The sequence below is a fragment of the Chloroflexus sp. genome (genome assembly GCF_034434295.1).
In the GTDB taxonomy this organism is placed as follows: domain Bacteria; phylum Chloroflexota; class Chloroflexia; order Chloroflexales; family Chloroflexaceae; genus Chloroflexus.
In genome coordinates, this window is record NZ_DAOTZQ010000050.1 from 17649 (window position 1) to 41061 (window position 23413).

General features: G+C 56.0%; 21 protein-coding genes. 13 read left to right on the forward strand and 8 right to left on the reverse strand.

Annotation, left to right across the window (positions count from 1 at the left end):
• The first annotated feature begins 204 nt into the window (after nucleotides 1–204).
• The 6 genes from VAE57_RS07385 to VAE57_RS07410 all read left to right on the forward strand — a co-directional run bounded on the left by VAE57_RS07385 (nucleotide 205) and on the right by VAE57_RS07410 (nucleotide 5145).
• Nucleotides 205–774: a helix-turn-helix transcriptional regulator gene (locus tag VAE57_RS07385; protein ID WP_322821242.1), complete on the forward strand. Its 570-nt coding sequence runs from the start codon at nucleotides 205–207 to the stop codon at nucleotides 772–774.
• Entirely contained in the window at nucleotides 774–1553 is a 780-nt protein-coding gene (gene modA, locus VAE57_RS07390; protein WP_322821243.1) for a molybdate ABC transporter substrate-binding protein, read from the forward strand. Before VAE57_RS07385 ends, modA begins: the two co-directional genes overlap by 1 nt.
• Nucleotides 1554–1561: 8 nt before the next feature.
• Complete coding sequence (modB, locus tag VAE57_RS07395) at nucleotides 1562–2257, forward strand: molybdate ABC transporter permease subunit (RefSeq protein WP_322821244.1); 696 nt, start codon at nucleotides 1562–1564, stop codon at nucleotides 2255–2257.
• Nucleotides 2235–3377, forward strand: a complete 1143-nt coding sequence (locus tag VAE57_RS07400) for an ABC transporter ATP-binding protein (protein ID WP_322821245.1) — start codon at nucleotides 2235–2237, stop codon at nucleotides 3375–3377. Before modB ends, VAE57_RS07400 begins: the two co-directional genes overlap by 23 nt.
• Nucleotides 3374–4015, forward strand: coding sequence for a cyclase family protein (locus VAE57_RS07405; RefSeq protein ID WP_322821246.1), 642 nt, complete (start codon nucleotides 3374–3376; stop codon nucleotides 4013–4015). The genes VAE57_RS07400 and VAE57_RS07405 overlap by 4 nt, the downstream gene beginning before the upstream one ends.
• A 497-nt stretch (nucleotides 4016–4512) precedes the next feature.
• Complete coding sequence (locus tag VAE57_RS07410; RefSeq protein WP_322821247.1) at nucleotides 4513–5145, forward strand: haloacid dehalogenase; 633 nt, start codon at nucleotides 4513–4515, stop codon at nucleotides 5143–5145.
• Between the two features lie 70 nt (nucleotides 5146–5215).
• On the opposite strand, the gene VAE57_RS07415 is transcribed toward VAE57_RS07410, so the two are convergent.
• The 5 genes from VAE57_RS07415 to VAE57_RS07435 all read right to left on the reverse strand — a co-directional run bounded on the left by VAE57_RS07415 (nucleotide 5216) and on the right by VAE57_RS07435 (nucleotide 9498).
• Nucleotides 5216–6358, reverse strand: coding sequence for a histidine kinase dimerization/phosphoacceptor domain -containing protein (locus VAE57_RS07415; RefSeq protein ID WP_322821248.1), 1143 nt, complete (start codon nucleotides 6356–6358; stop codon nucleotides 5216–5218).
• A gap of 11 nt (nucleotides 6359–6369) precedes the next feature.
• Nucleotides 6370–6675 carry a circadian clock KaiB family protein gene (locus VAE57_RS07420; protein WP_322816359.1) on the reverse strand — a complete coding sequence of 102 codons (306 nt, stop codon included), beginning with the start codon at nucleotides 6673–6675 and terminating at the stop codon, nucleotides 6370–6372.
• 164 nt (nucleotides 6676–6839) lie between these two features.
• Entirely contained in the window at nucleotides 6840–8117 is a 1278-nt protein-coding gene (locus VAE57_RS07425; protein ID WP_322821249.1) for a response regulator, read from the reverse strand.
• 51 nt (nucleotides 8118–8168) lie between these two features.
• Complete coding sequence (locus VAE57_RS07430) at nucleotides 8169–8903, reverse strand: prolipoprotein diacylglyceryl transferase (RefSeq protein ID WP_322821250.1); 735 nt, start codon at nucleotides 8901–8903, stop codon at nucleotides 8169–8171.
• A 49-nt stretch (nucleotides 8904–8952) separates the two neighbouring features.
• Nucleotides 8953–9498 carry a TlpA disulfide reductase family protein gene (locus tag VAE57_RS07435; RefSeq protein WP_322821251.1) on the reverse strand — a complete coding sequence of 182 codons (546 nt, stop codon included), beginning with the start codon at nucleotides 9496–9498 and terminating at the stop codon, nucleotides 8953–8955.
• 315 nt (nucleotides 9499–9813) lie between these two features.
• On the opposite strand from VAE57_RS07435, the gene VAE57_RS07440 reads away from it, so the two are divergent.
• From VAE57_RS07440 to VAE57_RS07470, 7 genes are all read left to right on the forward strand, one after another.
• Nucleotides 9814–10821: a DNA-directed RNA polymerase subunit alpha gene (locus VAE57_RS07440; protein WP_322821252.1), complete on the forward strand. Its 1008-nt coding sequence runs from the start codon at nucleotides 9814–9816 to the stop codon at nucleotides 10819–10821.
• 27 nt (nucleotides 10822–10848) lie between these two features.
• Nucleotides 10849–12096: a transcription termination factor Rho gene (rho, locus tag VAE57_RS07445; protein ID WP_322821253.1), complete on the forward strand. Its 1248-nt coding sequence runs from the start codon at nucleotides 10849–10851 to the stop codon at nucleotides 12094–12096.
• Nucleotides 12097–12128: 32 nt separating this feature from the next.
• Entirely contained in the window at nucleotides 12129–12746 is a 618-nt protein-coding gene (gene mobA / locus VAE57_RS07450) for a molybdenum cofactor guanylyltransferase (RefSeq protein WP_322821254.1), read from the forward strand.
• A gap of 635 nt (nucleotides 12747–13381) precedes the next feature.
• Nucleotides 13382–14560 carry a WD40 repeat domain-containing protein gene (locus VAE57_RS07455; protein WP_322821255.1) on the forward strand — a complete coding sequence of 393 codons (1179 nt, stop codon included), beginning with the start codon at nucleotides 13382–13384 and terminating at the stop codon, nucleotides 14558–14560.
• A gap of 229 nt (nucleotides 14561–14789) precedes the next feature.
• Nucleotides 14790–15623: a class I SAM-dependent methyltransferase gene (locus VAE57_RS07460; RefSeq protein ID WP_322821256.1), complete on the forward strand. Its 834-nt coding sequence runs from the start codon at nucleotides 14790–14792 to the stop codon at nucleotides 15621–15623.
• A gap of 243 nt (nucleotides 15624–15866) precedes the next feature.
• Complete coding sequence (locus VAE57_RS07465; protein ID WP_322821257.1) at nucleotides 15867–16409, forward strand: acyl-CoA thioesterase; 543 nt, start codon at nucleotides 15867–15869, stop codon at nucleotides 16407–16409.
• 533 nt (nucleotides 16410–16942) lie between these two features.
• The gene (locus VAE57_RS07470) at nucleotides 16943–17620 is read left to right on the forward strand and encodes a response regulator transcription factor (protein ID WP_322821258.1); all 678 of its coding nucleotides are present in this window, start codon (nucleotides 16943–16945) and stop codon (nucleotides 17618–17620) included.
• 43 nt (nucleotides 17621–17663) lie between these two features.
• Here VAE57_RS07470 and meaB read toward each other — a convergent pair whose 3' ends face one another.
• The 3 genes from meaB to VAE57_RS07485 are packed head-to-tail and all read right to left on the reverse strand — an operon-like array spanning nucleotide 17664 to nucleotide 23171.
• Nucleotides 17664–18800 carry a methylmalonyl Co-A mutase-associated GTPase MeaB gene (meaB, locus tag VAE57_RS07475; RefSeq protein ID WP_322821259.1) on the reverse strand — a complete coding sequence of 379 codons (1137 nt, stop codon included), beginning with the start codon at nucleotides 18798–18800 and terminating at the stop codon, nucleotides 17664–17666.
• A gap of 19 nt (nucleotides 18801–18819) precedes the next feature.
• Entirely contained in the window at nucleotides 18820–21021 is a 2202-nt protein-coding gene (gene scpA, locus VAE57_RS07480) for a methylmalonyl-CoA mutase (protein ID WP_322821260.1), read from the reverse strand.
• The gene (locus VAE57_RS07485; protein ID WP_322821261.1) at nucleotides 21018–23171 is read right to left on the reverse strand and encodes a methylmalonyl-CoA mutase family protein; all 2154 of its coding nucleotides are present in this window, start codon (nucleotides 23169–23171) and stop codon (nucleotides 21018–21020) included. Before VAE57_RS07485 ends, scpA begins: the two co-directional genes overlap by 4 nt.
• Nucleotides 23172–23413: the final 242 nt, after the last annotated feature.

Sequence of the window (23413 nt, forward strand, 5' to 3'; positions counted from 1 at the left end):
AGTATAGTGGCTCAGGGTGGATAAATGATGACAGTTGCGCCCAATCAGGCTACAAAACGTTCAGATAGGCAACCGGTTGCCGGTAATCGCTGATTGTGGTACAGTATTCACATCGTGAATACTCAACATGAGAAGTATTGATGACTCGATGCCGGTAATCCTCTCGGCAACTTGAACACCGGTGGTGCCGATATACGCACAGATATGGCTTCTCAGAAACAGTCACTCACAATTGAACCGGCATTACTTGGTCTGCTGCGTCAACAGCCGATGCATCCGTATGAGCTGTTCCAGCAATTACAGCGGAAAAAGGCCCTTGGTTTTATCTGGCGAGTCAAGCAGAGTCATTTGTACGCATTACTTGACCGGCTGGAAGCTGATGGGTATCTGACCCATCAGCTTGAACTACAGGGGAGCCGGCCACCGCGCAAGATTCTCTCGCTCACCCCTGCGGGTGAAGCGCTCTTTATTGCCTGGGTGACAACGCCGGTAGCGCATGGACGAGATATCCGGCTTGAATTTATGGCGAAGCTCTATTTTGCCTGCCACGAGGGTGCAGCGCAGGCCGGCCAACTGCTTGACCATCAGTTAGCCTGTTGTCGACAGTGGCTGACAGAGAATGAACAGCGGATCGCGAACTTACCTGTCAATTCGTTTGAGCGACTCGTGCTACGCTATCGCTCCGGGCAGTTGCAGGCAACCGTGCTTTGGCTGGAAGAATGCCGGTATGAGTTGAGTCAGCGGGGGAACTGGCAAGCACAAGGAGGTGGTTAATGGTACGCGGGTGGTGTATGTTTTTGCTGGCGATGCTCCTGTTGATCGGTTGTAATGCTGAACAACCCGATACTGCCAGCCTGACGATAGCCGCAGCCTCTGATCTTATGCCGGCCTTCACTGAAATCGGGCCACTCTTTACCACGCAAACCGGGATTCCGGTAGTCTTCAATTTTGGTTCAACCGGTCAACTGGCCCAGCAGATTGAACGTGGCGCCCCCGTTGATCTCTTCTACGCTGCCAATCGCAGTTTTATCGAAGACCTGGCAACGAAGCAGATTGTTGACACCTCCTCGTTGACAGTGTATGCTCAGGGGCGGATTACTATTTGGACCCGCACAGATAGTGGTCTTCGCCCGCAACAGATGAGCGATCTGAGCGATCCGGCCTATCAGCGGATTGCGATTGCCAATCCTGAACACGCACCCTACGGGCAGGCGGCACGCGAAGCGCTCGAGCGAGCCGGTGTTTGGGACGAGGTGCAGGATCGTCTTGTATTTGGGGAAAATGTAGCACAGACACTAACCCTGGCCGATACCGGTAATGTTGAGGTGGCAATTGTCGCGCTCTCGTTAAGTGTGCAGAGTAATGGCTATTGGGTGCTCATTCCAACTGAGTTACATCCCGAACATCCCCTGATCCAGGTGGCGGGTACCGTGCGTAGCAGTCGTTACCCGGCAGCGGCCCGCCAGTTTATGGAGTTCGTGAATGGCCCGCAAGGGCGACCGGTCATGGAAAAATACGGCTTTATTTTACCCGCTGCCTCGCCAACTCCATGAGAGGGTGTATGTCCTGGTCGGCATTCTGGTTATCGTTACAGGTTACAACCATTGCCACGTTGTGTATCGTCCTGATCGGCTTGCCACTGGCACTGTTACTGGTGCGCCGGACGTTTCCCGGTCAGATCGTGGTTGAGACGATGCTGATGTTGCCGTTGGTTCTGCCCCCCAGTGTAGTTGGCTACTATCTGCTGCTGGCGTTGGGCAGCGGTAGTCCGCTGGTAGAATGGTTTCAGATCCGTCTGCTCTTTTCATGGCCGGCGGCAGTGGTTGCTGCGGTGGTGGTTGGTTTACCGCTGATGTTTCAGAGTAGCCGGGCGGCGTTGAGTAATGTAGACCCTCAATTGGAGCAGGCAGCGCGTACATTAGGGCTGAGCGAATGGCGCATCCTCTGGCGAATTACGTTACCCCTGGCCCGGCGCGGGATCATTGCTGGGGTTATCCTCGGTAGTGCCCGTGCGTTGGGCGAGTTCGGGGCGACCTTAATGGTGACCGGGAATATTCCTGGTCGCACGCAAACATTACCGGTGGCGATCTACGATGCAGTGCAGGCGCAGCGCTACACCGACGCGCATCTGATGGTGTTGGTGATGACCGGCATTGCCTTCGTCGGACTGTGGTTGGTACGGCGATTGGAGCAGAGACCTAAACCTCGAACGATGATTGTCCGCGAGGATCTGTATGGCATCCACGTTGAGCGTTGACATTCAGCGTCGGCTTGATACGTTTACGCTGTGCGTACAATTCACGATTGGCGCCGAGATTCTGGTGTTGTTTGGGCCATCGGGTGCCGGCAAAACCCAGACTCTCCAGGCCATCGCTGGTTTGATGACTCCTGATGCCGGTCGGATTACGCTTGACGAGACGGTCTTCTTTCAACGCTACCCCGCTCAACCGCAGATCCATCTGCCGCCACAGCGCCGGCGGATTGGTTACGTCTTCCAGCAGTATGCGTTGTTTCCGCATATGACAGCACTCGACAATGTGGCGTTGCCGATAGGGCGTGGGCGCACAGCGCGGCGGCGTGCATACGAGTTACTGGATCAGATGAAGATTGCCCATCTCGCTCAGCGCATGCCGCATGAGCTGTCAGGTGGACAACAGCAACGAGTAGCGATTGCGCGCGCACTGGCTGCACAGCCCAATGTGCTGCTCTTCGATGAGTCGTTCTCTGCTCTTGATCATGCAGTACGTACTCAATTGCACGCCGATTTACGCGCCCTTCAGGCCGAGCACGGTCTGATTGTGGTTTATGTCACCCACAATCTTGATGATGCATTTGCTGTTGGTCAGCGGATTGCTATTCTGCAGGAAGGAAAGATCGAGCAGATCGGTGCGCTGGCCGAGGTCTGTCGTTTTCCGGCTACCCTGCGGGTCGCGCAGATGCTTGGTTTGAGTAATATCATTAAGGGGCGAGTCGTGGCGGTGGAACTTGATCGTTTGTGGCTGGAATGGGAAGGGTACCAGATTGAAGCCGTCTGTCCATCACCACCGCCTACCCCTGGTTCGTGGGTGGCAGCGTTTATCCGTCCCGAAGAGATTCGGCTCGTCTACCCTGACCGACCACTAACCCGCTTTGCCGGCCATAACCTGCTGGCTGCCCGTATCATCGAGCAGCGGCCTGGCCGCCGACTCAACCATTTGTGGGTTGCAGTTGGGGCAATGACTATCGAGATTGCTCACCCCTACACTGCGTATATCGGCATGGACATAAGTGCCGGCCAGGATGTCCACATTGGCTTTCGGCCTGAAAGTGTTGTGATCATTCCGGAGTACAGCACGCAATCAGTACCGGTGTATTCGCAGGTATCGAATCACCTATGAACGCATTATCGACAGTCTATGATCTCACTCGTCTGCTTACTTCAGGCATGCCGGTCTATCCGGGTGATCCGCCCGTGCAAATCACACCGATGTTTAGCCCACCCTGGCAGGTCAGCTCACTCGCGCTGGGTAGCCATAGCGGGACACACCTCGATGCGCCGCGCCACCGGTTTGCGCACGGCTCTGGCATTGATGACATCCCGCCTGAACGATTTATCGGTCGGGGTGTGGTGATTGATGTGCGTGGCTATCCGGCGAATGCGCCAATTGAGCCGACGGTGTTGGACGGCTATCAGCTCTGGCCGGGTATGATGGTAGTCTTCCGTACAGGTTGGGATAATTTCTGGGGCAGTGAGCACTATTTCCGTCATCCCTACCTCAGTGCGGCGCTGGCTAATACCCTGGTGCAGCAGCAGGTTGGACTGGTCGGAATCGATGCGTTGAGTGTTGACTCAACGGTTGATGGTAGCGATGTGGCGCACGTGCTCTTGTTGGGGGCAGAGTGTTTGATTGTCGAAAATCTCTGCAATCTCGCCGTCCTGACCTGTGGTACACGTTATACCTTTGCCTGTTTGCCCTTGAAACTGGCCGGGGCCGATGGTGCGCCGGCCCGTGTTCTGGCCTGGGCAGATGGGTAGTGATGGGCTGTATATATAGAATCTATTTTAAAAAACATCTCCTGGAAGTTATCTTATTCATTACAGGCAGACGCTATGCTCGTGCCGGGCACACCTAGCAACCCTGTGACCAGCGGGGTGAAGGCGGGACGCACGCCGGATCGTGAGCACGGCTGCTGCGGCAATATGGCTGCCGCACTCCAAATGTTGCGCCACGCGGATGACGAGCGGGAAAGGCAATCAATCCAGTGGGTGATGGCACAAGAGATGGTCGGCAACCCTCCTCGCTTCCGTACCGGCAGACTGAGAGCAGAAGGTACTGTCGTTAGTGATTGGCAACCGTTTACGCGCCTGCGTGACAGTCTGGCAGCACGACGGCACAGTTTTATGAGATGAGTGCTCCGCTGCGAGCAAGCGATGGCATCTTCTCGTGAAGAAATCACCACCTGATTGATGATCGTTGCGGCGGTAGCTTTTTGCTATAATACCTCCTACACGTAAGAGGCAAGAGGTTGACTATGAGTATAGAGCAGATAGTTGCTGGCTGTGTGGTGCAGCTTGAGAGCATTCATGCCGCACGTGAACGGGTAATTGCCGCCGCACGAATACTAGTACGGCAGAGTGCTAACATCATTCGGGCTGCGCATCGTGGTGATTTTGCTACTGCCCGCCACTTGCTGGAGATGGCTGGTGAAGTTGTGGCTGAACTGTACGACGCCACTGCCGGTGCGCCAGAGGTTCGTTATGCGGGATATGCTCAGGATGCCCTGAAAGAGTTTGCCGAAGCGCATCTGGTCGTGGCATTCCTTGCCGGCGATGAGCCGCCAACCGGCGAGATGATTAATGTGGAACCGGCAGCCTATCTCAACGGTTTGGCTGAAGCTGCCAGTGAGCTGCGACGGGCAATTCTTGATGACTTGCGACGGGGAGATGTGTCGCGCGTCGAACAGTTACTAACAGTAATGGACGACATCTACAGTGCCTTGATCACGGTGGATTACCCGGAAGCAATTACCGGGGGCTTACGTCGTTCGACAGATGCCTTACGTGCGGTGCTTGAACGGACTCGTGGTGATGTGACGGCTGCTCTTCGCCAGGAACAGTTGACCGCCGCCATGCAGGCGCTTGAAGCACGTTTGCATGTTGATTGAGTAGGTGATTGTTTTCGCGTGCACTGTTTACAGACAAGCAACGTGGCAGATAGTACCGTGCCCCCTTCCACTACTCCAGGCGATTCGCTGGTACGCGAATCGTAACCGTTGTTCCCTGATCAGACACAATATCCAGTGTTGCACCGAGTTGCCGGCATAGCCCATGCACCAGTTGCATACCCAGACTGCCACTACTGGCGGCCTGGGCCGGTATACCGGTACCGTTATCGGCAACCTCGACTTGAAGTGTATCTGTATCTCTGGCCACTCGCAGTTTGATAATGCCGCCCTGCATACCTTCTGGGAAGGCATGCTTGACACAATTTGAAACCAGCTCGGTAACGATTAGACCAAGTGAAATCGCATGGTCGATGTTGATACTGATACTTTGGCCAATCTCACTCACCAGACGTAATGAACTGCCGCGCATGCTGAGCGAGCGCCAGACGCTGGTCGCGATATTTTGCAAATATTCCCCAATATCGATATGCGCCAGACTTTCGGAGCGGTACAGTTGTTCGTGGACGAGCGCCAATGCCCGAATGCGATTTTGACTGTCGTGGACGGCGGCGCTTACTCGCTCATCGCTGATATTTTCGGCTTGTAGGCGCAAGAGGCTGGAAACGATCTGCAAGTTATTTTTGACCCGGTGGTGCACTTCGCGCAACAGCAAATCTTTCTCGGCCAGAGCAGCACGCAGTTGGGCGGCGACTGCTTGCGGCCCGGAGAGATCGGTGACAACGGCACACATGTCGGCTTCGGTCTCATTTTGCAGTGCGCGTAGTGAGATCTGGGCTGGACGCTGCACGCCATTCACTGCCTGTAACGTAATTGGTCCTTTGCTCGAACCGGTAGCACCGGTTGCCAGCAACTCGGCGCATAGCAAGCGCTCTGTTGGCGTCACCAGATCGAGGAGTGACCGACCAGTAAGCTGATCCTGCGCTAAACCGACCATCTCGGCAAACTTACTGTTACAGTACAAAATCGTACCATCGCTGAGTAAAGTCAGGGCGCCTTCGTTCATGGTCTCGACCAGGACACGGTATGGATGTTCAGCGCCACGTAGCGTATACACCAACGGCCCGCGTGGCCCATCAATGACCAATGCATCGGCCTCACCCATCTGCAATGCACGAACCAGTTCCTCTAGCTCGGCTAAGCGAGCCTGGAGTCGGGCAATGTCAGGCTGACTCATCTGTGGCTCGTTCTCCATACGACACGTTCCTATTCGTCATTGGGAAACAAGTTCAGTGCTGCCGCCACTCGCGGCCAATCTGATGAACGTAGTTCACCAATAAATGCCGTTGGCGGTCCCGGCTCGACGATCAGCAGGGTTGGGGTGGCAATAATGTGATCCTCGCGTGCGCGATCCGGTTGCTGATACACATCTATGATCTCAAGCCGGTAATGACCGGCGAGGTAGCGCTCACAAAATCGCCGTACCGTCGTGATAGCACGGGTCGAGCGACTGGTTGCACCGGCAACGTACAACCGCAGCAGTGGTACAACTGACTGATTCGTGCTATCCATCAATACAACTCCCTGCTGCACGCTGAGGTGCCGATTCGAAATGCGGTTAGTACGAAATGATCACCTCTCATATATGGCGATAAGCTTGGTACAGGTAGGGCGATGTTTACCTGTAACCCATCTCAGACCTGACACCATGTCACATCCTCCAGCAAGATAATACGTCATGATGGTGAGTCGGATGTGAAACGTTGGGCAAAGGCACTTAGCCCCAGACTGACCAGATCGGTCAGGGCAACGGCTACCTGATAGCCATTACCATTGTCCGGCTGTTGATGGTACAAACTCAGCAGACCGACAACAGTATGTTGCTGTTGAACCGGTAAACACATACGTTCACCAAGTAATCCTTGCGGGATAAAATGGCAGATATGGTCATCGTGTGTGCGACTAAGCACCCAGCGGCGCTCTCCCCAGCAAGTACATCGGCGTACAGGGCGGTGTACCAGGGGTTCACCCCAGTGACCGACGGGGTAAACGAGATCTGTTTCGGGATTATAGATAAGGAGTGTACCGCGATAGTCAGGTAAGAGGGTCGCACCTGCATTCACAATTGCGGTATAGAGTTCCGGTAACGACGCTACTTTGCGCAAGGTGTGGGCAAGTATGCCGAGCGTATTGAGCGCCTGTCGTTGTTGTTCAAGTTGCAGTTGCACCTGATGTAACTGACGTTTCGCCTCTTGTAACTGATTGATCGCCCGTTGTCGTTCGCTGACATTGCGAAAGACTATCACAACGCCTTCATTGGTACCATCATCGGCGGTAATTTGGGTGATGGTGTGTTCCACTAACAACTGCTCGCCATTCCGGGTAAGCAGGGTAACCGGTGTCGGCAGGCCGTTAACGGTTTGATTTGTCGTTGTGCTATCAGTTGGCAAACCGGTATGGGTAACGACCAGGGTATAGATGCGAGCCAGTGGCCAGCCGATGGCCTCATCCGGGGTAATGCCGAGCATGCGGGCGGCGACCGGATTGACAAAGGTAATGCGACTTTGCGGATCGGTAACAATCACGCCATCGCCAATACTGGTTAATGTGGTGCGTAGGTGGCGTTCACTCGATCTGAGGCGTCGTTCCAGTCGATGTTTGTAGGCGGCAACGGCGATGGCCACTTCAAGCTCACGCTCATCAAACGGCTTCAGCAGGTAAGCCCACGGCTCGGCCAGTAACGCTTCGCGTACCGTCTGATCATCGGCGTGGGCGGTCAGAAAGACGACCGGAATCCCCCACCGACTGTGAATATGACGGGCAGCCTCAATGCCGTCGACAGCACCACTTAAGCGAATATCCATTAATACCAGGTCGGGTTTATGCTTGCTCGCAGACTGGAGTGCCTCTTCACCGCTGGTCACAATGTCAATCACCGAGTGGCCAATTCGTCGCAAGGTGTGACTAAGGTCTTGGGCAATAATCAGTTCATCTTCGACGATCAGGACTCGCATGTATTTTCTCACAGTACCCTGAGAAGACAATGTTACTTTTAGTATACCGCGTTATTGCATGTTATGTTGCAACGTTAATTTGGGCCAGATTCGTACAATTATGATGAGAACTATCAACGCAACAACTTGTGAAAAGCGAATATTACCCGGCAAAAGTAAACCGGTGGCGCGAAATCCGTCGCCGATTAACGTACCAGCAGCCAGCAACCCACTGATGGTGAGAAACAACACGCCGGGAGTCTGGATGTGACGATAGGATTGTCGCCAGACGATCAGTGCAATCAGGGCGACGCAAGCAGCGTAAAGCTGAGTTGGATGACGTGGTTCACCCCAGAGGTGAATTGCCCACGGCAGATTAGTGGGCAAGCCATAACCGTCACCACTCGCGAATTGAGCCAGCGCGTAGGTGAGGGCTGCCAGCGCTATACCTGGTGCCAAAGCATCGAGTGTGGGCCACAGCGGCCAGCGCTGCCGCCAGATCTGCCAGCCGCCGACGAGTAGGGTGGTCAGTACACCTGCCGGCAAGGAAAATGCCTGAAGATCGCGGGCCACCAGGGCCAGGGGATCGCGGAGATAATAGGGCCACGACATAAGTGCATACCCTAGCCGGGCACCGACAATCCCGGCAAGCAGGGCGATGACAACAATCATCTCCATGCGTTCACCGGGCAGTCTGTAGACACCGGCAGCGCTCCGCACTACCTGTACCATCAGCCAGCCGCCCAACAGAAAGATCAGTCCAGGAGTATACAGAGCAAATGGGCCAATATTAACTGCTGGAAGCATATACGTTTATTACCGGTGATGTAGAAAAGATGATGTTGGTAAACCACCGTTATTCGGTTTCAGTCAGCAGTGGCTCGATCACATTGCGCAGATTCGCTTCGCTTAACGGTCCACCAAACAGCACCCGACGAACGACCCCTTTGCGATCTATGATAAAGGTGGTCGGCAACATCCGTGCCCCATAGCGATTACTGACGGAACCATCGTAGTCGAGCACGATAGGGAAACTAAGCCCAAAATCACGCTGCATATTCGACACATCTGCCGGATTGTCCTGGAAAGTGCTGTTGACTGCCAGCACTGTTAACCCGCGTCTCCGCTCAGCCTGGTATAATTGTTCAAGCATTGGCATTTCAGCCCGACACGGCCCACACCAACTGGCCCAGAAATTAACAATAACCACTTGCCCCTGCAATGTACTCAGGGCCAGCGTCTGACCGTCAAGTTGCGGAAGAACAATAGCCGGTGCTACGAAACCCGGTTGTGGCATCGGCACAGTAGGGTTAATATCCGGCGGGCGACTGATCACAATCCAGGCTACACCGGCGATAATAAGTATGGTGCTGAGCAAGTTGCGGTTCTGGGCATTCATCATAACAATTCCTTTTGTCTCCCACGCTTTTTGTAACTTATGGTATTATATAAGGAGTCTGTGACCGACACAGCGTGTAACTCTCACCAGTATAGTAAGGTCACGCGCAACACGTGGTAGTTCTAAGCTGCCACTTACTGCGCTACAGCGCCGCCGAAAAGGTGCTCTGTAAGCACAGCTTCCCGCTCTCGCTACTGTGGTTGAGTTGATGGAGTCGAAACGCCGTGGGCCGGCGAAACGCACCATGCGTTGGATGTGCGGATTGAGCACAAACGCCACGGGTGCGATCAGAGTTTCGGAGTGTTTTGGAACAGGAATATGGAAACACTTGAATTGTCGTTTATTACCCCTCGCATTACTCTTGTCGCTGCGGCTGAGAATTACGGTCGGTTTGCAATTGCCCCCTTACAGCGTGGTCATGGCTCATCACTAGGGAATGCGCTTCGTCGGGTGTTGATCTCGTCTATTCCCGGTGCTGCGGTAACCCGGATTAAGATATCAGGGGTTATTCACGAATTCAGTAGCATTCCTGGTGTGGTTGAAGATGGCACGCAACTTGTTCTCAACATCAAAGGGATTCGTCTCCGTTCCTACAGTGACCGTGCGGTGGCACTACAGTTGATCAAACAGGGGCCTGGGCCGGTGTTTGCGCGCGACATTGATGCTCCCAGCACGGTAGAAATTGTGAATCCTCAGCACTACATCTGTACCATCGACGACGAGCATACAACGTTTGAAATGCAACTAACTGTAGAGCGCGGGCGGGGAGTGCAACTGGCCGATACGGTGAGTGGCATGCCAATTGGCGAAATTGCGGTGGATGCCCTCTTCAGCCCAATTCCCCGTGTCAACTTTCTGGTTGAAGAGATGGGAGACGATCCACTGACCGGCTATGATCGGCTGATCCTCGAAATCTGGACAGATGGCACTATCAAACCGGGTGATGCATTGAGCCACGCGGCGCAGATTCTGGCCCAATATTTTGGGCGGATCGTGAATCTGAACCAACCGGAAGAGCCAGAGCCATCAGCGCATCTACCACCGCCTATCCCCGAAGAGATTGCCAGTCGGACAATTGACGAACTTGGTTTGAGCACACGCACCTACAATAGTCTGCGACGGGCAGAGATTCATACGATTGGCCAGTTGTTGCGGCTTGATGACCGCGGATTGATGAGTATCCGAAACCTGGGTGCGAAGGGTATTGAAGAGATTCATCAGCGTCTGGAAGCGCTTGGCTATCGTTCAGGTTCATCGAGTCACTTACCGGCTGCTCCATTCGGTGGAACAGCACATCCTGACGAAGCATCTCACAAAGAGGAGTAAAAAACGTACACAATGGAAGAAAAACGTATGACAACAGGAACCAGTGAAACTACAGAGCGAACTCGTCGCCGTCGCCGTCGGGTGAATGGAGATGGCGGAGCACCTGCTGATGGTGAGGCTTTGTCCGCGCCAGTTGTCACGACCGCAGTTGTTGAGGAACCGATTACAACGCAGGGTGCTGGTTTACTGGAGATTGTGCCTGATGGCCATGGGTTTCTGCGCAATGCACGGCTCAGTCCCAGCAACGATGATGTTTATGTTGCTCAATCGCAGATTCGTCGCTTCAATCTGCGTACCGGTGATATGATTGAAGGTCGGGTGCGCCCGCCCAAAGAGGTTGAGCGTTATCCGTCACTGCTCTACGTTGAACGGATCAACGGTTTGCCGGCTGAAATGGCGCAGAAGCGTCCCCTCTTCGAGCAGTTAACCCCCATTCATCCAAATGTGCAGATTGTTCTCTCGACCGAGCCAAATATTCTGCCAACCCGCATTGTTGACGTGATCGCTCCGATTGGCCGTGGGCAGCGCGGGCTGATCGTCGCTCCTCCCAAAGCCGGCAAGACGATGCTGCTGAAGGCGATTGCGAATGGCGTCACGACCAATGCGCCCGACATTCAGCTCATTGTGCTGTTGATCGGCGAACGCCCGGAGGAAGTTACCGACATGCGACGGTCGGTGAAGGGTGAGGTGGTGGCGGCTACCTTCGATGAGCCGGTTGAGCAGCATATCAAGGTTGCTGAACTGGTACTGGAAAAGGCAAAACGCCAGGTTGAGCATGGGCGCCATGTGGTGATCTTGATGGACTCACTGACTCGCCTTACCCGTGCTTATAACATTGCCATGCCACCGAGTGGGCGCACACTCTCCGGTGGTGTTGATCCGGCAGCCCTCTACCCGCCTAAACGCTTCTTCGGCTCGGCACGGAATATTGAGGATGGTGGTTCGCTGACCATCATTGCCACCTGTCTGGTGGATACCGGTTCGCGGATGGACGATGTTATCTACGAAGAGTTCAAGGGCACCGGGAATATGGAACTGCACCTCGACCGCAAACTGGCCGAGAAGCGCATCTTCCCCGCCGTGGATATTCAGCGTTCGGGAACCCGCCGCGAAGACCTCTTGCTCGATCCGGTGACCCTGCGCCAGAGCTGGATGTTGCGCCGGATGGTGAGCATGGTCGGCGAAAACGAGGGTGCAGAGCTGATGCTGACCCGCATGGCTAAGACGAAGAGCAACGCCGAGTTTCTTGCCTCACTCGGTAAAGTTGGCTCGTAAATACCAACTGCTCCTATTTATAAAGTCTTGTTATGTCCAGGCATCTGTTAAGCGGTATTGTGATTGCTGGTGGACGTAGCCGGCGTTTTGGTGCCGATAAACGGCGATTGCGGCTGTGGGGAGAGCATGGGCCGCATCTGCTGGGGCATGCCGTCGCGTTGCTGCAACCACTGTGTGTTGATATTATCGTGGTGATGAACGATGGTGCGGCCTGGCCTGATCTGCCGGCACGCATTGTCGCCGATGAACAGCCGGGAAGCGGTGCCCTGGGTGGTGTGATCAGTGGTCTGCAAGCAATGCAGACCGCTGCTGCACTGGTGATTGCGGCGGATATGCCGCTGATCGTGCCTGAATTGCTCGCGGCGCTGGCAGACTGGCCTTTTACCGGTGATGTGCTGGCACCGACTGCTCCCTCTGCGCCTGATTTGCCCCAACCACTCCTCGCAGTGTATCGCCAAAGCGCATTGGCACCGCTGCGGCAGGTGTTTGCTACCGGTGAACGACGGCTTCAGGTTGCGCTCACGTCGCTGCGTTGGGTTGATCCCGGCCATGAGTTGTGGCAACGGTATGATCCAGCAGCACGTTCGCTGGTGAATCTTAATACGCCAGATGATCTCGCACAAATACAGCACTGGTTAAAAAAATCTTAAACCGACACTGAATAGCGATCTCACCCAGGCCGTTCTGCACGAACAGGGCTATGTGTTATACAGAGGCATCGCTTCCACGTCATCTTCACTCATCACTGCCGGCGCACGGTGTGCATCAGCCTGGCGCATGTCTGGTAGCCGCCAGGCTGACGACCTGAAGCGCGATGGCCGGTATACATCGTGTCTCAGCGGAAGACGGGGCGATACGTCCGGCATCTGATTTTCTGCACTATCTGATTCTAACCTATGCGTTTTACTATATAATGTAGTAACAGAGGGCTAGAGCAGTAGCGTTTTGCCGGCTAGCAGGTCGTGAGGTCATCTGGCGTGATTCTCACCGCTCTCATATCTGATACAGCGGATCGCCGCTGCGATTGTCACCCATTTGAAAGAAATGTTATCTTGTCAAACCGCCACACACAGGATTAGTTTATCTACAGGCTCTATCCTGTGATTACCACGTGGTTGTTGTTCGTGCGTCACAATTGGGTTTAACAATGCAGCAGCGTTCTTCCTCTCATAGTTCATTTGAGCCACCTGCCGACCCCGTACCGTCGGTACTAGATAGCCTGTGGCAAACATTGTTTGTGGCGTATGATGGAGCCTGTGCCATTAGTGGCTGTCAGGTTGGTGCTGTGTTGCGACCAGTATTGATCGATCCGCAGGGACCGGCGGAACCCCACAACGCTCTGTTGTTACGTGCCGATTTGCAGATCCTTTTTCAGTCTGGTCTACTCACCATCGATGCAATGACGCTTGAAGTGTTGATTTCGCCAGAACTGCGTGATAGCGAGTACGGTGCGTTGGCCGGGCGACGCCTGCGCCAGCCATCACGTCTCGCGTTACGTCCGAGCCGACAGATTCTGGCGGCACATCATCGCTTTTTCCGACTCGAGCAGCCTTCGCTGTCTTCGTTAGCGGTTCAGCGCCCCCTGCTGCGTCAGATGATCGCAGTGCAAAGTTGGGTGAATAGCCTGGCATTCAGTCTAGACCGGCAGGTAATGGCCATTGGTTCATGGGATGGTGCTATCCGGTTGTGGCGTCTGCCTGACTATCAGATGTTTCGGGTCATTAGCGGTAATATTGGCGAAATTAATGCTGTGGACTTCAGCCCTGATAGTCAGTTCATCGCGGCAGCCGGTCGTAAACACGGCGTGCGAGTCTGGCGGATCGAAGATGGCGAACTACTGTTTCATCTCGGTGATGAACAGCGTCATGGCGCGTTCTTCAGTGTAGCGTTCCAGCCCAATGGTTGGTTCATCGCTACCGCTGGTTGGGACCCGGTGGTGTATCTCTGGAACGCACAAAACGGCCAGCCGGTTGCTGAATTACCTGGTCACGAAGGGTTGATCAATAGTGTCATCTTTAGCCCAGATAGCTCACTCCTCTTTTCTGCCGGCTATGACCGGGTGATTCGGGTCTGGGATGTGAACAGTCAGACACTGGTGCAGACATTGCGTGGTCATAGCGATGCCATCTTTAGCCTGACAGTGAGTCCTGATGGTCGTTTGCTTGCCAGTGCCGGTAGTGATGGTGCTATTTTTGTCTGGCGATTGGCCGATGGGCAACCACTGCAAATTCTGGCGACGCCTTCAGGGGCATGTTTCGACGTAGCATTCAGTCCTGATGGTCGTTACCTCGCCAGTGCGCATTATGGTAGGATTGTACGTGTCTGGCACGTCAGTGATGGTGGGTTACGCTGGGAGTTGTCTGGACATAACGAGAGTGTTACCTGTGTCGCATTCACCCCAGATGGTGACATGCTGGCCAGCGGTAGCTACGACGCAACCGTGCGTATCTGGTCATTTCAATAACTAACCTATGTTGCTGCCTTTTTCACCACAGAGACACGGAGGACACAGAGAATGTGGATAACGTCGGTTGCTACCGTGAGGCGTGACGTAGCGCGTCGATGGGAACTGGCTGCTCCCCAAACCGTTCATGCGGTTACGCCGCGCGGTGTTGCGTGCGGCGTCGTGCTGTTCTTCCTGGCAGTCAGCCTCCGTGGTCTGCTCACAGCATAGATGGCAATTTAAGTTAACTATGTTTGCTCATCAGGATGCAGTGCGCTCCTTCTACCAGCAGACCGACTGGATGTTTCGTGTCCTGGGTTGGATTCGAGGATCGCAGGCGATGCATGCGGGGTTGTGGCAGCAGGTACGCAGTCACCGTTCTGCGCTCCGTTCTATCGATGAGACGCTGCTGGCGGTTGCCGGTCTGTCGCCTGGTGAGTGTCTGCTCGATGCCGGTTGTGGGGCCGGTGCCAGTGCCAATCGGATCGCCGCTATCCACCAGGGAATGGTGATCGGTTTGACGATTGTGCCTGAACAGGCCAAACGGGCCAGACGGGGCGGGCGAGCTACCTTTCTCTGTGCTGATTACGCAGTAGTGCCACTCCGTAATCATTGTTGTGATGTAGTGTGGATGCTGGAGAGCATCTGTCATGCGCCCGATAAACCGGCGTTGCTGGCCGAGATTGTTCGTCTGCTGCGTCCCGGCGGTCGGTTGATTATTGCCGACCGGTTTGCTGCCCGGCGCGATCTGTCACCTGCTGAGCGGAATCGCTTACGGGCCTGGTTGCGACCCTGGGCTATGCCTGATCTCCTCACCGCCGACGATCTGGTGGAACTGGCAGAGGCGGCTGGTTTCCTCTTTCTCCGCCACGACGATCTGACGTTGAGTGCCAGTCCTTCGCTCCAGTTTCTCGGTGATTTTGCCCGCCTGACGTTACCGGCAGCGCTGATACTCCGTGCCCTTGGTTTGCAAAGTGAACAGCAAATTGCTGCGATGCGCGGTTGTATTGCCCAGAAGAACACCCTTAATGCCGGTCTCTGGCGCTACCATATGTTGCTGTTCGTGAAACCAGGTGATGATTGATAGCGATTAAGTGGTGGGAAACCCAAGTTGCTGCCTTTTTTACCACAGAGACACGGAGGACAGAGAGGATGTGGATAACGTTGGGGGCTAGCGTGAGGCGTGATGTGGCTCGTCGATGGGAACTGGCCGCTCCCCAAACCGTTCATGCAGGTGATCCATATAATGCCGTTGCCAGGAAGTATCTCAGGTACGTATACTTGAAAAACAGGAAAAAACTTTGGTACCTGGAATACGGAGCGATGTATGCATCCCTCTCATGAGCAGCCACAGCCGGAACAATTCCGTACCCTACAGATGACAGTGTTGATGACTCCTGATATGGCCAATTTTGCCGGTAACGTGCATGGCGGCCATATTCTGAAGCTGCTCGATCAGGTGGCGTATGCCTGCGCCTCACGCTATTCCGGTCGCTACGTAGTTACGGTGTCGGTCGACCAGGTGATCTTTCGCGCCCGGATTCACGTTGGCGAGCTGGTGACGTTTCTGGCGTCGATTAACTATACCGGCAATACCTCGATGGAGGTTGGGATTCGCGTCGTCGCCGAAAATATTACCGCCCGTACGCAACGTCACGTTATGACCTGCTATTTTACGATGGTGGCGGTTGATGAAGATTTTCGCCCCTGCCCCGTCCCACCTGTGCGCATCGAAACCGCCGAGCAACGTCGGCGCTGGATGGCCGCTCGTCTGCGCAGAGAGTTGCGCCGCGAGATCGAACAGCGTAGCCTGGAGATTCGTCAACATCCAGAAGATTTTCTCAATGAGCTGGATAGTGAGCCGCATTAGCAGCCATCCCTGGCGCAATCATGCGCTGGACTGGCTACCCGCCACGCTGGTTATGCACAGGTTGTGTCGTTTGGCGTAGGTGGTGTTCGCTACCCCACACGTCTCGCAGCGGTTGGCCTGTCTCGCGGGTACGATGTGCGTTCACAATAGGCCTGGTCTGGTAGTGATGCGGGAAATCACATCTGAAATATATAATGCATGGCTCGCAATTCAGGACACACCCTTTCGCCACCCCCTCGGATAGCAATGTGAACGGGTATAGGCGTCGTCCGTAGGATCGGGTTCTGAACCCGCCCCTACACGTCCATGGGCAATACGCTGCGATCCGCCCCCATCCTAACCCGCCCCCGCTGGGGCGGGTGTACGTTCTCAGGGCGAGCTGGAGGCTCGCGCTCTCAGGAGCGTATCAGCACTTGCGTACCGTGGTGTCGTGCTCAAGGTTGCAGTGTTGTGTTTCACGATGACTATACCAGATGTGATATGAGCCAGTGTGTAAAATTGACGGTTGCGCTTCCTGTTCGTATACTAAAGGCATGACACGTATTTTGGTGATTGAAGACGAAACTGAAATAGCCTCGTTTCTACGCCGTGGTCTGACCCTGGAAGGCTATCAGGTTGATGTGGCCTTCGATGGCGCACGTGGGCTTGAGTTGGCATCGACAGGCACGTATGATCTGATCGTCCTTGACCTCATGTTGCCAGGAGTCGATGGTCTTGAAGTCGCTCGCCGTCTCCGTGCGGACTCGAACGTACCGATCATTATGCTCACGGCGCGTGATGCCGTGCGTGATCGGGTGGCCGGTTTGGAGGCCGGTGCCGATGATTATCTGGTGAAGCCGTTTGCCTTTGAAGAACTACTCGCCCGCATCCGGGCCCAGTTGCGGCGTCGGCAGGCCGGGCAGGCGCAGGATGTGCTGCGTTTCGCCAATTTAACTCTCGATACGCGCTCGCGTGAGTTGCGGGTGGGAGACCGGCGCGTCGAGCTGACGGCGAAAGAGTACGATCTGCTCGAACTCTTTATGCGTCATCCCAATCAGGTGCTGACCCGCGATATTATTTATGATCGGGTCTGGAATTACGACTTCGGCGGCGAGAGTAATATTCTGGAAGTGTACGTGCGCTATTTGCGGCAGAAGCTTGAGGCGAATGGTGAGCCACGCCTGATCCATACTGTCCGCAGTGTGGGGTACATTCTCCGCGAAGATACCTGATCGTTCAGGAGAAGCGAAGGGCCACTCGCCCTTCGCTTCTCGGTTATGGTGTCGGTTGGGGTTGGGTTTCGCCAAGTGCCGCGAAGAGCTGCTGAACGGCACTGACAACCGGCATTGTCCCTTCGACCACTGCCTGTTCGAGGGTCGGTAGTCGGTTGCGTACAGCGGGATGCGCAAAGAAGAGGGTGCGCAACTGTTCGTCGATCAGGGTGTAGAGCCAGTCGCGCGCCTGTTCCCGACGGCGCGCCGTAAAGACGCCACTTGCGGTTAGTTCAGTACGAAAACGCTCGATCTCCTGCCAGATTTCAGCAATGCCATCGCCGGTAAGAGCCGAGCATGTGCGTACCGGGGGTTTCCATCCTGGTGTAGCGGGGGTCAGGTAACGCAACGCATGCCGGTATTCGGCCTGGGCAGCCATTGCGCGTGCCCGGTTATCACCATCGGCCTTGGTAATCACCAGCGCATCGGCCAGTTCGATCACTCCCTTTTTGATCCCTTGCAGTTCATCGCCGGCACCGGCCAGCATTAGCAACAGAAAGAAATCAACCATCCCACGTACAGCCGTTTCACTCTGACCAACCCCAACCGTCTCAACCAGCACGATGTCGAAACCGGCTGCCTCGCAAAGCAGCAACGTTTCGCGGCTCTTGCGGGCTACTCCGCCCAGGCTGCCGCCGCTGGGGGAGGGCCGGATGTAGGCGTTGGGATGGCGGGCCAGCCGCTCCATGCGGGTTTTATCGCCGAGGATACTGCCACGCGAGATGCTGCTGGAAGGGTCGATTGCCAGTACCGCTACCCGATGACCACGCTCGCAGAGCATGGTACCGAGGGCTTCGATGAAGGTGCTCTTGCCGACGCCGGGCACGCCGGTGATACCAACGCGCAGTGAACCACCGGTATACGGTAACAGAGCAGCTAATACTGCCTGCGCCTGGGCCATATGCGCCGGAGCATTACTTTCGATGAGGGTAATCGCACGGGCGAGAATAGCCCGGTCGCCGTTGCGGACACCGGCCACGTACTCCTCGACCGTCAACTGGCGACGGGCTGCCCCGGCAGGTGACGATGGTACAGTCGGAGCGCTACCGGGCAGGCCGTCGTGACGGCTGGCAATCCCGGCCAGTACCGATAGCGCAAATGGTAATTCACCAGAAGATGAAAGCTGCTGCTTATCGGTCATGTTCCCTTTCACCCTCGCTTCATGATGCCGGTGCAGCGACACTGTCACCGTGGAGACGCCGTTGCAACTCACGCAACAGTTTCTCGGCGGCGACCGGAATGATGGTTCCGGGGCCGAAGATCAGGGCTGCACCGTGGGCGCGGAGAAAATCATAGTCTTGTGGTGGGATGATACCACCGATCACGACCATGATGTCTTCCCGGCCCAGTTTGCGCAACTCCTCGACCAGTTGGGGCAAGAGGGTCTTGTGACCGCCGGCCAGTGAGCTGATCCCCACCACGTGTACGTCGTTTTCTACCGCCTGACGCGCCACTTCTTCCGGTGTCTGGAAGAGTGAGCCAATATCAACATCGAAGCCAAGATCGGCAAATGCGGTGGCCACCACCTTGGCCCCCCGGTCATGACCATCCTGGCCGATTTTAGCGACCAGTATCCGCGGGCGCCGCCCTTCCAGGGCGGCGAAGGCGTCGGCCATTGCCCGCACGTGGTGGATCTGTTCCACATCGCTGTATTCGCTGCTGTAGACACCGGAAATCGAGCGAATTTCAGCCTTGAACCGCCCAAACACCTTTTCCATCGCCAGTGAAATCTCGCCGAGCGTGGCGCGCGCACGGGCCGCTTCGATGGCCGCAGCGAGCAGGTTGCCTTCGCCAGAGGCCGCCACGCGGGTCAATTCGTTGAGCGTGGCCTGAACACGGGCTTCGTCGCGTTCGGCGCGCAGACGTTGCAGGCGTTCGATCTGTTTCTGGCGCACGGCAGTGTTATCAACTTCCAGAATCTCGATGGGTTCTTCGTAATCGAGACGATATTTATTCACCCCGACAATCGTCTCTCGCCCAGAGTCGATGTGGGCTTGCCGACGAGCCGCTGCTTCTTCGATCCGTAGTTTGGGTAAGCCGGCCTCTATCGCTTTGGCCATCCCACCAAGCGCCTCGACTTCTTGAATGTGTGTCCAGGCCCGGCGGGCCAATGCGTCGGTGAGCCATTCGAGGTAGTACGAACCGCCCCAGGGATCGACGATCTTGCAGATGCCGGTCTCCTCTTGCAGGTACAACTGGGTGTTGCGGGCGATGCGGGCCGAAAAATCGGTCGGCAAGGCAATCGCTTCGTCGAGTGAATTAGTGTGCAACGATTGGGTGTGACCAAGCGCCGCCGCCATCGCTTCAATGCAAGTGCGGGCCACATTGTTGAAGGGGTCTTGTTCGGTCAGACTCCAGCCGGAGGTCTGACAGTGGGTGCGGAGCGCCAGCGAGCGCGGGTCTTGCGGGTTGAATTGCTTGATGATTTTTGCCCACAGCAGACGTGCCGCCCGCATCTTGGCAATCTCCATGAAGTAGTTCATGCCGATGGCCCAGAAGAAGGAGAGGCGCGGCGCAAAGCTGTCGATTGCCAGGCCAGCCTTCAGCCCGGCGCGCACGTATTCCAGGCCGTCGGCCAGCGTGTAGGCCAGTTCAAGGTCGGCGCTGGCACCGGCCTCTTGCATATGGTAGCCGGAGATGCTGATGCTGTTGAATTTGGGCATGTGCTGCGCCGTGTAGGCGAAGATGTCGGCAATGATGCGCATTGACGGTTCGGGTGGGTAGATGTAGGTGTTGCGCACCATATATTCTTTCAGAATGTCGTTTTGGATTGTGCCGGTCAGTTGTTCCGGGCGCACCCCTTGCTCTTCGGCGGCGACGATGAAGAAGGCCATGATCGGGATTACGGCACCGTTCATCGTCATCGAAACTGACATCTGATCAAGCGGGATGCCATCGAAGAGTATTTTCATGTCGAGCACGGAGTCGATGGCGACACCCGCTTTGCCAACGTCACCAACCACCCGCGGATGGTCGGAGTCATAGCCGCGGTGGGTCGCCAGGTCGAAGGCGACTGATAAGCCCTTCTGACCGGCAGCCAGATTCCGCCGGTAGAAGGCATTACTGGCTTCGGCAGTCGAGAAACCGGCGTACTGGCGGATTGTCCAGGGTTGGGTGACGTACATGGTAGGATACGGCCCTCGCAGATAAGGAGGAATACCGGCGGTAAAGCCAAGGTGCTCAAGACTGGCCAGATCGGCTGCGGTGTAGAGCGGTCGCACCTCGATCTGTTCCATCGTTCGCCAGACCAGATCGGCCAGGGGTTTTCCGGCCTCCTGCTCGGCGCGTTCCTGCCATTGGCCGAGATCGGGTGTGGGCCATAGATCACGGTACGATAGGGTGGTAAAGTCGGGGTTCTTCACGCAGCCACTCCTTTCAAGCCTTGCAGCCGGGCCAGGATGTCGTAGCAATTGGCGCGGAGATGGATGAATTCATCGACCCCGGCAGCGCGGTACATGTCAATCAGATCGGTAGGATAGCCGGCCAGGATGACAGTGGTTGTCGGGCGTTGGGTTTTAATCGCATGGGTCAGGGCCGGCACTACATCGGGGTAGGTGTCATCGGTAGAGCAAATTGTGACGATGTCGGCATCAGCGGCGAGGGCCGCATTGGCTGCTTCCTCAACGCTGGCGAAACCATCGTTGTTGATGACGGCAAATCCACCTGCCTGGAAGAAACCGGTGGCGAAGTCTGAGCGGGCTTTGTGTTGGGCAAGGGGGCCGATATTGGCAAGAAAGACCGTTGGACGCTTGCCAGTGCGGGCTGCATAGGCATCAGCCGCCTCTCGTAATTGTTCAAATTGCTCAGCCGCCCGATGGGCCGGCAGTGGCGCGACCTGGGGGGCTGCCGTATCAGCAGCGGTGAGCGTACAGCTCAGTTCACCCAGGGTTGCACCGGCGCGTACTGCTGCCAGCACTGCCGCCACCGACCGTTGAGCGGCCAGGTTGCTGAGTGCAGTGCGGCACGCTTCGTCGGAACGGTTATCCCGGCTGTGGCGGAGATCGGCGGCACGCGCAGCGTGTAACTGGAGATGATCGATCTGGCGGAACTCTGGTCGTTTTTCGTCGAGATTGGGGTACATGTTGATCCCAATAATCACATCGCGACGCTGGGCAATGGCGGCGAAACGTTCATTGCGGGTCGCGGCAATAGCCTCTTGGGGCATACCAGCCGCCAGGGCCGCAGCCATCCCGCCGTGTCGTTCAATCTCCTGGAAGAAAGCCCATGCCTGAGCGGCGATCTCATCGGTTAGCTTCTCGACCGCCCACGATCCACCCGGCGGATCGATCAGCCGGAAGAAGTTACATTCCTCTTGCAGAATGATGTGGAGGTTACGGGCAATCCGGCGCGAGAATTCATCGGGCAGGCCCCAGGCTTCATCGAAGTGGCTGATATGCAAACTGTGCGCACCACCCATCACGGCAGCCATCGCTTCGCCGGTGGCACGGAGCATATTGTTGTAGACATCGTAGCGGGTCTTCGTCCACGCCGAGGTGCGCACGTGCAGATGGATGCGTTGGGCATGTTCATTCCCATCGAAGGCAGCGACAATCCGTGCCCAAAGCATGCGCATCGCCCGGAGTCGCGCTACTTCCAGAAAGAAGTTTGATCCAACCGAGCAGGCGAACTGTATGCGAGGTGCGACATCGTTGACATCCAGGCCGCGCTCCTGCATGGCCCTCAGATACGCCACCCCGGTCGCCAGGGCACAACCCATCTCTTGCCCGATGCTGGCACCGCTGTTGTGATAGACATAAGAGCTGACCATGATAGTGCGCAGGTGAGGCGCATGCGTCATGGCCCAGCGCGTCCATTCAGCCAGCAGATCGTAGCACCGTTCGAGCGATGCCGGTAGCGAGCCATCGGCGGCCAGATTTCCCAGTGGGTCGGCAGCGAGCGTTCCCTGCCATCGATCAGGCGATAGTCCACGCTCAGCAGCCGCGGCCAGAAGCAAGCCCGCCACCGGCAGGCTCAAGGCACCGGTCTGGATCAATAGCGGGATACGCTCAAGATCGAGCTGATCAAACAGCCGGCGGGCGTCATCGAGGGTTGCCAGCGACATCCCCCCGGCGCCGACCTGAGCGGGTGCGGCGGCATCGGGATCAATACCCTGCCGGGTCGCCTGATCGAGGGGAACGTTCAATGTAGTCAGGCCACGGGGCAGATCGGCCTGAGCGGCCTGATTCACCTCGGTCGCGGTCGGATAGGGCAACTCTTGTGCTACCTGCCAGCGTTCGCGCACCGGCCCCAGGATGCGGGTATCGCGCGCAAACGGTGCAAAGCCGGGGAGCGACCCAAGATGGGGTAGATCGGCAATATCCGAAGCATTGTAGATGGGTTGGAGCAGGATGTTTTCAAAGGTTCTGCTAACGAGGCGCTTCTCGAACGGTGCACCCTTCAACGTCTTTTCGGCAGCAGCACGCCATTCAGCGTAGCTCGCCGGCGTGAACATATCAAACAAGCGTTCCGGTACCGCTGACTCCGTTGTCGTCTCCTGCGCATCGTGCGTCATAGCCATCTCCTTGCCGACAGCATGGTAGCGGGTATTGCTGTCGTCAGTATACCGTAAATGAAAACTGATCCAGTGCAAGATTGATCTACCTGAAGCACTGCATCGGATAGTATGAGTGTATGCTGAGCTACCGGTGATTTCAAGAGTTCATCATACGGGAGCGGGTTACAGGGTGATAACCTGGGCTGAGCAGGATCATGTAAACGGCATATGATTCATACTCCCGACGCATAAGTTTCCAG

Bases quoted from the DNA above. Each gene is read 5' to 3' on its own strand.
- VAE57_RS07435 (WP_322821251.1), bottom strand. From the start codon at position 9,498: ATGATGAATGCCCAGAACCGCAACTTGCTCAGCACCATACTTATTATC.
- meaB (WP_322821259.1), bottom strand. From the start codon at position 18,800: ATGACCGATAAGCAGCAGCTTTCATCTTCTGGTGAATTACCATTTGCG.
- VAE57_RS07430 (WP_322821250.1), bottom strand. From the start codon at position 8,903: ATGCTTCCAGCAGTTAATATTGGCCCATTTGCTCTGTATACTCCTGGA.
- VAE57_RS07405 (WP_322821246.1), top strand. From the start codon at position 3,374: ATGAACGCATTATCGACAGTCTATGATCTCACTCGTCTGCTTACTTCA.
- VAE57_RS07415 (WP_322821248.1), bottom strand. From the start codon at position 6,358: ATGGAGAACGAGCCACAGATGAGTCAGCCTGACATTGCCCGACTCCAG.
- modB (WP_322821244.1), top strand. From the start codon at position 1,562: ATGTCCTGGTCGGCATTCTGGTTATCGTTACAGGTTACAACCATTGCC.
- mobA (WP_322821254.1), top strand. From the start codon at position 12,129: ATGTCCAGGCATCTGTTAAGCGGTATTGTGATTGCTGGTGGACGTAGC.
- VAE57_RS07420 (WP_322816359.1), bottom strand. From the start codon at position 6,675: ATGGATAGCACGAATCAGTCAGTTGTACCACTGCTGCGGTTGTACGTT.
- VAE57_RS07440 (WP_322821252.1), top strand. From the start codon at position 9,814: ATGGAAACACTTGAATTGTCGTTTATTACCCCTCGCATTACTCTTGTC.
- VAE57_RS07400 (WP_322821245.1), top strand. From the start codon at position 2,235: ATGGCATCCACGTTGAGCGTTGACATTCAGCGTCGGCTTGATACGTTT.
- modA (WP_322821243.1), top strand. From the start codon at position 774: ATGGTACGCGGGTGGTGTATGTTTTTGCTGGCGATGCTCCTGTTGATC.
- VAE57_RS07465 (WP_322821257.1), top strand. From the start codon at position 15,867: ATGCATCCCTCTCATGAGCAGCCACAGCCGGAACAATTCCGTACCCTA.
- rho (WP_322821253.1), top strand. From the start codon at position 10,849: ATGACAACAGGAACCAGTGAAACTACAGAGCGAACTCGTCGCCGTCGC.
- VAE57_RS07410 (WP_322821247.1), top strand. From the start codon at position 4,513: ATGAGTATAGAGCAGATAGTTGCTGGCTGTGTGGTGCAGCTTGAGAGC.
- VAE57_RS07385 (WP_322821242.1), top strand. From the start codon at position 205: ATGGCTTCTCAGAAACAGTCACTCACAATTGAACCGGCATTACTTGGT.
- VAE57_RS07460 (WP_322821256.1), top strand. From the start codon at position 14,790: ATGTTTGCTCATCAGGATGCAGTGCGCTCCTTCTACCAGCAGACCGAC.
- VAE57_RS07470 (WP_322821258.1), top strand. From the start codon at position 16,943: ATGACACGTATTTTGGTGATTGAAGACGAAACTGAAATAGCCTCGTTT.
- VAE57_RS07485 (WP_322821261.1), bottom strand. From the start codon at position 23,171: ATGACGCACGATGCGCAGGAGACGACAACGGAGTCAGCGGTACCGGAA.
- VAE57_RS07425 (WP_322821249.1), bottom strand. From the start codon at position 8,117: ATGCGAGTCCTGATCGTCGAAGATGAACTGATTATTGCCCAAGACCTT.